Below are 11916 nucleotides of genomic sequence, written 5' to 3' on the forward strand. Positions count from 1 at the left end.
TCCCTTCGGTCTTGCGTTTCCGACTCTATCAGATCTTTCCGACCCGATTTCCTCGGTGCTTTCCAGGTTCCCGCTTCCGCGTTTCCCTTTCCGGCCGTTCCGACTTTATCAGAAGTCTCGCGCCGGTTTGACCGGCCATCGATTCCGATTTATCGGGAGGTGCTTCTCGGAAATCGTCGTTTCCGGAAGCCGATAGATGCTCACTGCCGCCCATCTGGACTCAAGCCCAGCTCCAGGCAACTGTTCGAATCTACCTCCCCATCCGCTCCGTGTCAACGGCTCCGGTGGGGCGAAGAGGAGACTAGCAGCTCAGCAGGTGTGCACGCACATCAGGCGGCCGTCGGCACCGTGGCGCTGCGTTCCGCCGCCTCCACGTCACCCGTTTCGCCGCCCCGGGCCGCGCGGCCCCCGAGGACGTAGACGTACGCGAGGAACAGCAACTCCGCGGCGACGCCGATGCCTATGCGGGCCCAGGTGGGCAGGCCGGACGGCGTGACGAAGCCTTCGATCGCGCCGGACACGAAGAGGACCAGCGCGAGGCCGATCGCCATACCCACCGCGGCCCTGCCCTCCTCCGCCAGCGCCGTGCGGCGGGGGCGCGGGCCCGGGTCGACGAGGGTCCACCCGAGGCGCAGTCCCGTACCGGCGGCGACGAAGACGGCGGTGAGTTCGAGCAGGCCGTGCGGAAGGATCAGGCCCACGAAGGTGTCCAGCCGGCCGGCCGAGGACATCAGCCCGATGCCGACCGCGAGGTTGAGCATGTTCTCGAAGAGGATCCACAGCACCGGGAGCAGGAAGACCCCGAGCACCAGGCAGATGGCGGCGGCCTCGGCGTTGTTCGTCCACACCTGGGCGGCGAAGGCGGCCGCGGGGTGGCTCGAGTAGTAGGTCTCGTACTCACCGCCGGGCCGGGTGAGGTTGCGCAGCTCTCCGGGGGCGCCGATGGTGCTCTGCACCTCGGGGTGCGCGGCGATCCACCACCCCAGGAGGACGGCGACGACGGTGGACACCAGGGCGGTGGGGACCCACCAGTGGCGGGCCCGGTAGACGGCGGCCGGGAATCCGTGCAGCAGGAAGCGGGTCACGTCGCGCCATGAGGCGCGGCGGGTTCCCGTCACGGCGCTGCGCGCGCGGGCCACGAGCTGGCTGAGCCGTCCGGTCAGCTGCGGGTCCGGTGCGCTGGACTGGATCAGGGAGAGGTGGGTGGCCGTGCGCTGGTACAGGGCGACGAGCTCGTCCGCCTCCGCCCCGGTGAGGCGGCGCCGGCGGCGGAGCAGGGCGTCGAGGCGGTCCCACTCGGCTCGGTGGGCGGAGACGAAGACGTCCAGGTCCATCGTGTCTGCCTGCTCCTCGGCTGGTTGTTCTACTGCTCGTCGGAAGTGTCAGCTTGTCTTACTGGGACGCGCACGGCCTCAGCTTGGCAGACTGACCGTCTTCGAGGTGGGTCAGGGGAAGGACGGCAGGCGTGAGTGAGCTGGTGACGGGCGAGGCGGTGGCGCTGGAGTTGCGCCCTGCGAGGCTGCCCAGCAGGGCGCTGGCCGTATTGCTCGATCTCGCGGTGGCCATGGCGGTCTATATAGCCGTGACCGTGGCTCTGGTGGCGGCGACGGCTTCGCTGGACGAGGCGGCGCAGATCGCGGTGTCCATCGCGACCTTCCTGCTCGTACTGGTGGGTGGGCCGATCGCGGTGGAGACGCTCAGCCACGGGCGGTCGCTGGGGAAGATGGCGTGCGGGCTGCGCGTCGTGCGGGACGACGGCGGTCCGATCCGGTTCCGGCACGCGCTGGTGCGGGGTGCGATCGGCGTGGTGGAGATCCTGATGACGTTCGGGGTCATCGCCTGCATCGCCTCGCTCGTGTCGGCCCGGGGGCGCCGGCTCGGCGACGTGTTCGCGGGCACCCTCGTCGTACGGGAGCGGGTGCCGGTCGGGCATGCGGCTTCCGTGCCTCCGCCGCCGCCCTGGCTGGCCGGGCGCTTCTCGGGCCTCGACCTCTCGGCGGTTCCCGACGGGCTGTGGCTCGCGGTCCGGCAGTACCTGACGCGGATGCAGCAGCTGGATCCGCAGGTCGGCTGGAGCATGGCCCAGCGGCTCACCGCCGACCTCGCGGCCCGGACCGGGACTCCGGCGCCGCCCGAGGTTCCCCCGGCCATGTACCTGGCCGCGGTGATGCAGGAGCGGCAGGCCCGCGAGGCACGGCGCGTGTTCGGGCCCGGTGCGGCCGCGGGAGGGGCCGCCGATGGGAAGGGCGCGGCGGCCGTGGGCGACGGTGCGGCGGGCGGCGCCGCTCCCGGCGTGGGCGGCTTCGCCCCGCCCTCGGCGAGTGGGCGCCCAGAGGCGGGCGTGAGCGGTGGTTCCGGGGCGGGCGCACCCGGCGTTCCGCCAGTCGTTCCGTCCTCGGTTCCGCCCGTCGAGGCGCAGGAGGCGCCGCAGGACGCGCCGCGGCAGGCGCCGTCGGCGGAGCGGCCGGCCACCGGGTTCGTACCGCCGGCCTAGGACCGGTCAGGGGCCGAAGGCGGACGGGGGTGACTGGAGGTCCTCCAGTTCGATGCCGGGGGCGGCCAGCACCACGTCGCCGGCGAGGTGCACGGTGTGCCGTTCGCCCGTGTCCAGGTCTGTGACCTGGTATTCGTCCACGGTCAGGGGCCCGTTGTCAGTGGGGTGTGCTTCGCTTTTCACCAGCGCCCACGACTGGTCCACGGTGCGGGGGGCGAGGACCGGGTCGGTGAGGGCGACGAGGCGTACGCGGGTCGCGGGAGCGGAGGGGGTGAGGCGCAGAAGACGGGCGGTGGCGACGAGGAACGCGGGGGACGTGCCGGTGAAGGCGTGGGCGCGCACATTGCCTTCGGTGGCATGGGTTCCGGTGGGGTCGGTGCGGACCCAGGTGACGCCGTCGAGTGCGGCGCCGCGTACCTGCCAGCCCCCCGCGTGCAGTTCCAGCCGGAGGGGCCGGCCGAGTTCGTCGAGTGCGAGGTCGACGGAGCCGTGGTGGTCGCCGGTGGGGGTGGTGATCCGGGAGACGTAGCGCCAGCCGGAGGGGCCAGGGGCGCACTGGAAGTGCTCTTCGTAGAGGGGGGTGTGATCGTGCGGATCGTGGAGCGAATAGCGGCCGCGGGGCATGGGGGTCCTGGGTCGTGACGGGCGGGTCGGGTCGCCGCCGCGGGTCGGTCGGGTCGGTGTGACGGCCGGGCCAGGCGGGCGCGACGGCGGGTCCGGCCAAAGGGGCAGGCCCCCGGCACGGGGGTGCGGGGGCCTGCCTCGGGGGACCTGGGTGAGACGCGGGTGCGGCTCAGTAGCGGTAGTGGTCCGACTTGTACGGGCCGTCGACCTCCACGCCGATGTACGCGGCCTGCTCGGGGCGGAGCTTGGTCAGCTTCACGCCGAGCGCGTCCAGGTGGAGGCGGGCGACCTTCTCGTCGAGGTGCTTGGGCAGCGTGTACACGCCGGTCGGGTACTCGTCGGGCTTGGTGAACAGCTCGATCTGGGCCAGGGTCTGGTCCGCGAAGGAGTTGGACATCACGAACGACGGGTGACCGGTGGCGTTGCCCAGGTTCAGCAGGCGGCCCTCGGACAGGACGATGAGCACCTTGCCGTCGGGGAAGGTCCAGGTGTGGACCTGCGGCTTGACCTCGTCCTTGACGATGCCGGGGACCTTGGCGAGGCCGGCCATGTCGATCTCGTTGTCGAAGTGGCCGATGTTGCCCACGATGGCCTGGTGCTTCATCTTGGCCATGTCCGAGGCCATGATGATGTCCTTGTTGCCGGTCGTGGTGATGAAGATGTCGGCCTTGTCGACGACCTCGTCGAGGGTCGTGACCTGGTAGCCGTCCATGGCCGCCTGCAGCGCGCAGATCGGGTCGATCTCCGTGACGATCACGCGGGCGCCCTGGCCGCGCAGGGACTCCGCGCAGCCCTTGCCCACGTCGCCGTAGCCGCAGACGACGGCGGTCTTGCCGCCGATGAGGACGTCGGTGGCGCGGTTGATGCCGTCGATCAGGGAGTGGCGGCAGCCGTACTTGTTGTCGAACTTCGACTTGGTGACGGCGTCGTTGACGTTGATGGCCGGGAAGAGGAGGACGCCGTCGCGCTGCATCTCGTACAGGCGGTGGACGCCGGTGGTGGTCTCCTCGGTGACGCCGCGGATCTCGGAGGACAGCTGGGTCCACTTCTGGGGGTTCTCGCCCAGGGTGCGGGTCAGCAGTTCGAGGATGACGCGGTGCTCGTCGGACTCGGCGGTGTCGACGGAGGGGACCTTGCCGTCCTTCTCGTACTCGACGCCCTTGTGGACGAGGAGGGTGGCGTCACCGCCGTCGTCCAGGATCATGTTCGGGCCGCCGGTGGGGGTGTCCGGCCAGGTCAGGGCCTGCTCGGTGCACCACCAGTACTCCTCCAGGGTCTCGCCCTTCCAGGCGAAGACCGGGATGCCCTGCGGGTTCTCGGGCGTGCCGTTCGGGCCGACGGCGATGGCGGCGGCCGCGTGGTCCTGGGTGGAGAAGATGTTGCAGGAGGCCCAGCGGACCTGCGCGCCCAGGGAGACCAGGGTCTCGATGAGGACGGCGGTCTGCACGGTCATGTGCAGGGAGCCGGTGATCCGGGCGCCGCGCAGCGGCTGCCGCTCGGCGTACTCCTTGCGGATCGCCATCAGGCCCGGCATCTCGTGCTCGGCGAGGGTGATCTCCTTGCGGCCGAACTCGGCCAGGGACAGGTCGGCGACCTTGAAGTCCTGTCGGTTGTCGACAGTCGTCATTACGGGCTGCTCCTCGGGTTGGGTCGAGGTGGGTACGGCTGACCTGCGCGGCGGCGGACACAGGGGTGCCCGAAGAGGACACAGGCATGCCCGCGTACGCGCAGCGCAGTCCGTCGGAGGCCCTCTCTCCCTCGGACGGTCCGCCACGGGACCGCCCGACCGCCATCAGCAGCGACGTCTGGCTCCGTCCCAAGCTACACCGCGACCCCCGGCAGTCCCCAGTCCGTCTCCGGACAGATCGGGCCGATCGCTGGGCCCGGCGCGGCCGGGAGCGGGGCGGGCGCGGGGCGGGAAGTGAGGCCCGAGGTGGGTCCGGGGGCGGACCGGAAGGGGGTCCGGCCTGCGCCGGTCCCGTGCGGGGCGGCGGCGGGCCGCCGCTAGCCTGTGCGCCGCGGATGTGCCGCGTGGGGAGGGAGTGGTCATGGAGAAGGCGCGCAGACTCCGGGTGGCGGCCTGGGTGGTGGGGCCTCTGGGGGTGCTGCTCCTGATCGCGTCCCTGGTGTGGTTGCGGACGGGTTATCTGCTGTTGGAGGTGCGCGGCGACAGCATGTCGCCGACGTACGGCGTCGGTGACCGGCTCGTCCTCGAGCGGATCGGCGGCGCCGAGGTGCGGCGGGGCGACGTGGTGCTGTACACGGCGCCGGAGCGCTACCAGTCCGCGCCCGTGGTGCAGCGGGTGATCGGCGTGGGCGGCGACCGTGTCGTGTGCTGCTCGGGCCTGGGGACGACGCACGAGCGGATCGTCGTCAACGGCAGGGCGCTCGACGAGCCGTATGTGCGGGACGGTGTCGGGGACGGGACGCACCGGCCGTACGACGTGCGGGTGCCCGAGGGGCGGGTCTTCCTGCTCGGCGACCACCGGTCGAACGCGCGGGACTCCCGTGCCTTCCCCGACGACCACGGCGGGACCGTGCCGCTCGGAGCGGTCCAGGGCCGGGTGACCGATCAGCGCATGGTGCCGGGGCTGCTCGGCGTGGTCGCCTTCCTCGGGCTGGTCCTCGCCGTGGTGGGGCCGGTGCTGGCCGTGGCGGCCCGGGCCGCGCGGCGGCGGCCCGCGGCACTGACGTCGACGCTGTGGCCCGGGCACCTGTGACACCGGCGGCGTGAACGGCGACGGGGCCCGCCGAGGATCTCGGCGGGCCCCGTCGCGGGGTACGGCGGGTCAATGCCCGGCGGGGCGCGGTGCCGGGCCGCCGGGGGTGGCCTCGCGGTCCGGGCCCTTCGCGGCCTCGGCCTCGCTGTAGACGTCCGGCTCGAGGTAGATCACGCGGGCGATGGGGACGGCGGCGCGGATGCGGGCCTCGGCCGCGTCGATGGCCGTGGCGATCTCGGCGGCCGTCTCGTCGTGCCGCACCGCGATCTTGGCGGCGATCAGCAGTTCCTCGGGGCCGAGGTGGAGGGTGCGCATGTGGATGATGCGGGTGACCGTGTCGCCGTCGACGGTGGCCTTCTCGATCTGCCGGACGACGTCGGCGCCGGCGGCCTCGCCGAGCAGCAGGGACTTGGTCTCGGCGGCCAGCACGAGGGCGATGAGGACCAGCAGGACACCGATGCAGACGGTGCCGATGCCGTCCCACAGGCCGTCGCCGGTGATCAGGGCCAGGCCGACGCCGCCGAGGGCGAGGACGAGACCGATCAGCGCGCCGAAGTCCTCCAGCAGGACCACCGGCAGCTCGGGCGCCTTCGCGCGGCGGACGAACTGCGTCCAGGACAGCTGGCCGCGCAGCTCGTTGGACTCCTTGATGGCCGTGCGGAAGGAGAAGCCCTCGGCGACGATCGCGAAGAGGAGGACGCCCACCGGCCAGTACCAGTGCTCCAGGGCGTGCGGGTGCTTGATCTTCTCGTAGCCCTCGTAGATGGCGAACATGCCGCCGACGGAGAAGAGCACGATGGAGACGAGGAAGGCGTAGACGTACCGCTCGCGGCCGTAGCCGAAGGGGTGCTGGGGGGTCGCCTCGCGCTGGGCGCGCTTGCCGCCGATCAGCAGCAGGAACTGGTTGCCGGAGTCGGCGAGCGAGTGGACGCCCTCGGCGAGCATCGACGACGAGCCGCTGAAGGCGAAGGCCACGAACTTCGATACCGCGATCGCGAGATTGGCACCGAGTGCCGCCACGATCGCTTTGGTGCCGCCTGACGCGCTCATGTGTTCGCGTTGTCCCTTCGCCGTCGTCCGTACGCCCGCAGCCGGGCGTGTCCCCAGGCGCCGCTCGCCGGTGGCGTGTCCGCCCCGGGGGCTTTGCCCGTCCTTTGCCGGGGGGCCATTGTTGCAGCCCGGCGCGAATGGAGTACCCCGGGCCACCGGCCCTCTCGCCTCAGACGACGACCGTGGCCCGGAAGACTGTGCCGGCACCGGACACTTCGGCCTTTTCGCCCGCCGGTACGAACACGGAGCGGCCCGGGGTGAGCTCGTACCCGCCCGCGCGCACGCGGCCGGCCGTGCAGAGCAGGATCTGCGGGGTGCCGGCGGTCAGGGCGCGGACTTCGCCGCCCTCGGGCAGCACGTACCGGGACAGGCGGAACTCGTCGATGGGGGTGTCGTAGACCTCCTCGCCGTCCGCGGCGGCCTCGGGGCGCAGGACGCCGGGGTCGTCGGAGGCGAAGCGGACGACGCGCAGCAGTTCGGGGACGTCGACGTGCTTGGGGGTCAGGCCGCAGCGCAGGACGTTGTCGGAGTTGGCCATGATCTCGACGCCGAGGCCGCTCAGGTAGGCGTGCGGGATGCCCGCGCCGAGGAACAGGGCCTCCCCCGGCTGGAGCCGGACGTGGTGGAGCAGCATGGCCGCGAGGACGCCGGGGTCGCCGGGGTGGTGGCGGGCGATGTCGGCGTAGGGGGCGTACGCGCCGCCGAGGCGAGCGCAGGCGTCCGCGGCCTCGGCCACCGTGCCGGCGATCTCGTCGCGGTCGGCGGTGAGGAGGGCGGTGAGCACCTCGCGCAGCGCCGCGTCCTCGGGCTGGGCGCGCAGCAGGTCGACGTAGGGCTTGAGGGAGGCGACGCCGAGCCCTTCGAGCAGGTCGGCGGCGCTCCGCGGGTCGCGGAATCCGCACAGGCCGTCGAACTCGGTGAGGGCGCAGATCAGCTCGGGCTTGTGGTTGGCGTCCTTGTAGTTGCGGTGCGGGGCGTCGATCGGGACGCCGCGCCGCTCCTCGTCCGCGTAGCCGTCCTGCGCCTGCTTCAGGTCGGGGTGCACCTGGAGGGAGAGCGGGGCGCCGGCGGCGAGGATCTTGAGCAGGAAGGGCAGGCGCGGGCCGAACTTCGCCACGGCCGCGGCGCCCAGCTCCCGCTCCGGGTCCGCCTCGACGACCTCGACGAGCGTGCCGCGCCCGGTGCGCGAGGGGGCGCCCGGGTGGGCGCCCATCCACATCTCCGCCTGCGGCTCCCCGCTCGGCTCGACTCCGAGCAGCCGCGGGATGGCGGTGGTGGAACCCCAGGCGTAGGGGCGGACGGTGTTGTCGAGGCGGTCCATGCGCTTCTTCCTGCCGGCTTCTCTTCGCGCCTTGCGGCGCGTCCTGTGGCGCGTCACTCGGTGGACGACGCGGGGCCGCCGTGGGTACGGCGGCCGGACACCCCTCGTACGGTCTCGGAGTGCCGACGTCCAGATCAGGCCCTCGAGGCGAGCGCGAGGTAAACGGCGGCGAAATCCGTGACGGCGATCAGTTCCGCGAGGCTCTCGATCTCGCCGCCGGACTCCGGTTCGAGCTCGCTGATCGGCGTGTCGTGGGCGAGGGCCAGTTCACGGGCGCTGGGCGCGGCGGTGAGACCGCCGCTCGGACGGTCGCGGAGCAGCACCACGCGCGCGTGCAGGGCGGGCGCCTCCTCCACGCGGTCGCGGAAGAAGTCGTCCGGATCGGCGCTGGCGGCCAGCGGACCGGCGAGCAGGGCGCCGTGCTCGGCGAGCGCCTCGGGGAGTTCCGCTACGACCGCGGGGATGCCGGACAGCTCGGCGAGCGCGGCGGCGAAACGGCGGCCCGCGGCGCCGGCCGAGGTGCCCTCGGTCCAGATCAGGGGCAGCGCGTCGGTGAGTTCGGCGGCGAGTGTCTTGGCGGGGTTGCTGTAGGCGGCGATGGCGGGGCCGCAGCGCTCGGCGATGTGGTCCAGCCGGTCGGCGACCCGCTCCAGGGCGTCGGGCGGGGCGGCGAGCAGGCCGATGCGGTCCAGGAGCGCGAGCAGCGGGGTGAGCAGGGCCCACAGGACGCCGGGCGACGAGGCGGGGAACGGCTCGTCCTGGTCGTAGGGGGCCGTGGCCATCGGTACGAACATGCCGTGGGCGCCCGCGACGGCCTCGGCGAGCGGGGTGTGGGCGGGCGCGACGGCGGCGACCGCGCAGCCGCGGCGGTAGGCCTGCTCGGCGAGCAGGGACAGGCTCGGCTCGGTGCCGTCCGGGGTGGCGATCAGCAGCAGGTCGACGGAGCCGGCCCAGCCTGGAAGTTCCCAGCGCAGGGCGCCCGCGGCGGGGGCGACGCCGGTGGGGGCCAGCCGGGTCACGGGGCTGCCCGCGCCGGCGAGTGTGCCGAGGAGGTCGGCGGCCTGGGTGGCGGCGGCGCCCGGGCCGGCGATGAGCACGGCGCGGGGGCGGCCGTCGGGCTTGAGGTCCTTGACGCCTGCCTCGGCCGCGTGCCGGGCGGCGGTCCGGACCCGGGCGCCCGCCTCGGCGGCGCCGCGGAGCAGCCCGCGGCGGTCGGCCTCGGCGAGCTGGTCCGGGTTGTCGAGCAGCGATTCGTCGAGCATGGGCGGCAGCCTCCGATCGCCGGGTCGGTTACGCGGGGCGGCGGGCCTCGTCGACGAGCAGGACGGGGATGCCGTCGCGGACCGGGTAGGCCAGGCCGCAGTCCTGGCCGGTGCAGATCAACTCGGCGTCCTGCTCCTTGAGGGGGGCGTGGCAGGCCGGGCAGGCGAGGATCTCCAGGAGGCCGGCTTCGAGCGGCATGGCGGTTCCCTTCGGGAGCGGACGTGCGGTGTGGGTGGTACGGGACGTGCCTGGTCAGGGTACCGCTGGTGCGAGGGGGCCGGGGGCGGGCTGCCGGGCGTGGGGTGGCGGCGGCCGCGCGTCCCGCGGGGTGGCCGGCCGCGAGGCCGCCGCCCGCTGCCGTGACGCCCGAGGGGCGGCTCCGCCCCGGGCCCCCGGTCGCGGCCGGGGGTTTCAGGCCCGGATGATCGCCAAGGCCTCGTCGCGCACCTTGGCCATCGTGGATTCGTCGCGGGCCTCCGCGTTCAGGCGGAGCAGGGGCTCGGTGTTGGAGGGGCGGACGTTGAACCACCAGTCGGCGGCCGTGACCGTGAGGCCGTCGAGGTCGTCGAGGGTGACGTCCGGGCGGCCCTCGTAGGCCGTCCTGATCGCGGCGAGGCGGGCCGCCTGGTCGTCGACGGTGGAGTTGATCTCGCCGGAGCCGGCATAGCGGTCGTACTGCGCGACCAGCGCCGACAGCGGGCGGTCCTGGCCGCCCAGGGCCGCGAGGACGTGCAGCGCGGCCAGCATGCCGGTGTCGGCGTTCCAGAAGTCCTTGAAGTAGTAGTGCGCGGAGTGCTCGCCGCCGAAGATCGCGCCCGTGCGCGCCATCTCGGCCTTGATGAAGGAGTGGCCGACGCGGGTGCGCACCGGGGTGCCGCCGTTCTCCCGCACGACCTCCGGGACCGACCAGGAGGTGATCAGGTTGTGGATGATCATGCCCTGGCCGCCGTGCCGGGCCAGCTCGCGCGCGGCGACGAGCGCGGTGACCGCGGACGGGGAGACCGGCTCGCCGTGCTGGTCGACCACGAAGCAGCGGTCGGCGTCGCCGTCGAAGGCGAGGCCGAGGTCGGCTCCCTCCTCGCGGACCCGCCGCTGCAGGTCCACGAGGTTGGCCGGGTCGAGGGGGTTGGCCTCGTGGTTCGGGAAGGTGCCGTCCAGCTCGAAGTACATCGGCACCAGGTCGACGGGCAGGCCGGCGAGGACCGTCGGGACGGTGTGCCCGCCCATGCCGTTGCCCGCGTCGACGACCACCTTCAGGGGGCGGATGGAGCTCACGTCGACCAGGGAGCGCAGGTGTGCCGCGTACTCGTCGAGCGTGTCGCGCTGCGTGACCGTTCCCGGCCGGGCGACCGGTTCCGGGGCGCCGGACTCGCGCCACCGCTCGACCAGCTCGCGGATCTCGGCCAGCCCCGTGTCCTGGCCGACCGGCGCGGCACCCGCCCGGCACATCTTGATGCCGTTGTACCGGGCCGGGTTGTGCGAGGCCGTGAACATCGCGCCCGGCAGGTCCAGCGCGCCCGAGGCGAAGTACAGCTGGTCCGTCGAGCACAGGCCGATCTCGACGACGTCGACGCCGCGCCGCGCGGCGCCACGCGCGAAGGCACGGGAGAGGCCGGGCGACGAGGGCCGCATGTCGTGCCCGGTCACGAGGGCGCTCGCGCCGGTGACCTCCGCGAAGGCCGCCCCGAAGAGTTCGGCCAGCGACTCGTCCCACTGGTCCGGGACCACTCCGCGTACGTCGTACGCCTTCACGATCTGCGACAGATCAGCAGCCACGGCCAACCCTTCTTGATGGTCCAATCGGTCCCCACAAACTACCCGTACCGGCCGGCGGGTCCCCGTGGGGCGGCCCGGCCGCCGGCACACCGTGGCTGCGGGGACGGGTGGAATGCGGAACTCCGGTGCGGGGCAGGGGACTCCGGCGCGAGGCACGGGACCGCGGCACGGACAGCGGCACGGGACGGTGACGACCGGTCGCGGACCGGCGGCGAACCGATTCAGTTGTCCGGCGAGCGGAGCACGCGCAGATGGCCGCGGCGCGCGACCTCCATCGGGTCGGCCGTGCGGGGCCCGCCGCCGGCCTCGGCCGCGCGCTGCTGGGGCCGGGCCGCCTCGCGCACCGCGTTGGCGAGCGCTTCGAGGTCGTCGCCGCTGGGGCGGGCGGGGGCCGAGCCGTCGAGGAGCCGGACGACCTCCCAGCCGCGCGGGGCGGTGAGGCGCTCGGAGTGCTCGGCGCACAGGTCGTAGCAGTGGGGTTCGGCGTAGGTGGCGAGCGGGCCGAGGACCGCGGTCGAGTCGGCGTAGACGTACGTCAGCGTCGCGACGGCGGGTCGGCCGCAGGCGGTGCGCGAACAGCGACGTACAGGGCTCACGACGTTGGACGGTACCGCACTCTTGAGCGGGCCGCGACGACTCTCCACCAGGTCACTCCCCCGTGTCGTAGT

At 73.2% G+C, this 11916-nt stretch carries 11 protein-coding genes; 2 read left to right on the plus strand and 9 right to left on the minus strand.

Annotation, left to right across the window (positions count from 1 at the left end):
• Positions 1–329: 329 nt before the first annotated feature.
• Positions 330–1334, minus strand: coding sequence for a stage II sporulation protein M (locus ACIPM1_RS23115; protein ID WP_402437521.1), 1005 nt, complete (start codon positions 1332–1334; stop codon positions 330–332).
• Between the two features lie 131 nt (positions 1335–1465).
• Here ACIPM1_RS23115 and ACIPM1_RS23120 point away from each other — a divergent pair, with 131 nt between their 5' ends.
• Positions 1466–2494, plus strand: a complete 1029-nt coding sequence (locus tag ACIPM1_RS23120) for an RDD family protein (RefSeq protein WP_402437523.1) — start codon at positions 1466–1468, stop codon at positions 2492–2494.
• Positions 2495–2500: 6 nt separating this feature from the next.
• On the opposite strand, the gene ACIPM1_RS23125 is transcribed toward ACIPM1_RS23120, so the two are convergent.
• Positions 2501–3118, minus strand: coding sequence for a hypothetical protein (locus ACIPM1_RS23125; RefSeq protein ID WP_402437525.1), 618 nt, complete (start codon positions 3116–3118; stop codon positions 2501–2503).
• Positions 3119–3287: 169 nt separating this feature from the next.
• Positions 3288–4745 carry an adenosylhomocysteinase gene (ahcY, locus tag ACIPM1_RS23130; protein ID WP_402437527.1) on the minus strand — a complete coding sequence of 486 codons (1458 nt, stop codon included), beginning with the start codon at positions 4743–4745 and terminating at the stop codon, positions 3288–3290.
• A 421-nt stretch (positions 4746–5166) separates the two neighbouring features.
• Between ahcY and lepB the strand changes: the two genes are divergently transcribed.
• The gene (gene lepB, locus ACIPM1_RS23135) at positions 5167–5838 is read left to right on the plus strand and encodes a signal peptidase I (protein ID WP_402437529.1); all 672 of its coding nucleotides are present in this window, start codon (positions 5167–5169) and stop codon (positions 5836–5838) included.
• Between the two features lie 69 nt (positions 5839–5907).
• On the opposite strand, the gene ACIPM1_RS23140 is transcribed toward lepB, so the two are convergent.
• The 6 genes from ACIPM1_RS23140 to ACIPM1_RS23165 all read right to left on the minus strand — a co-directional run bounded on the left by ACIPM1_RS23140 (position 5908) and on the right by ACIPM1_RS23165 (position 11892).
• Positions 5908–6888: a cation diffusion facilitator family transporter gene (locus tag ACIPM1_RS23140; RefSeq protein WP_402437531.1), complete on the minus strand. Its 981-nt coding sequence runs from the start codon at positions 6886–6888 to the stop codon at positions 5908–5910.
• A gap of 169 nt (positions 6889–7057) precedes the next feature.
• Positions 7058–8209, minus strand: a complete 1152-nt coding sequence (manA, locus tag ACIPM1_RS23145; RefSeq protein WP_402437533.1) for a mannose-6-phosphate isomerase, class I — start codon at positions 8207–8209, stop codon at positions 7058–7060.
• 134 nt (positions 8210–8343) lie between these two features.
• On the minus strand, positions 8344–9471 hold the full coding sequence (locus ACIPM1_RS23150) for an SIS domain-containing protein (RefSeq protein WP_356188517.1): 1128 nt from the start codon (positions 9469–9471) through the stop codon (positions 8344–8346).
• A 28-nt stretch (positions 9472–9499) separates the two neighbouring features.
• Positions 9500–9670, minus strand: a complete 171-nt coding sequence (locus ACIPM1_RS23155; protein WP_020940431.1) for a Trm112 family protein — start codon at positions 9668–9670, stop codon at positions 9500–9502.
• Positions 9671–9883: 213 nt separating this feature from the next.
• The gene (locus ACIPM1_RS23160) at positions 9884–11248 is read right to left on the minus strand and encodes a phosphomannomutase/phosphoglucomutase (RefSeq protein WP_402437536.1); all 1365 of its coding nucleotides are present in this window, start codon (positions 11246–11248) and stop codon (positions 9884–9886) included.
• Between the two features lie 221 nt (positions 11249–11469).
• The gene (locus ACIPM1_RS23165; RefSeq protein ID WP_356188521.1) at positions 11470–11892 is read right to left on the minus strand and encodes a DUF3499 domain-containing protein; all 423 of its coding nucleotides are present in this window, start codon (positions 11890–11892) and stop codon (positions 11470–11472) included.
• Positions 11893–11916: the final 24 nt, after the last annotated feature.

It is taken from the genome of Streptomyces sp. NPDC086766 (assembly GCF_044746005.1).
Classification (GTDB): Bacteria; Actinomycetota; Actinomycetes; order Streptomycetales; family Streptomycetaceae; genus Streptomyces.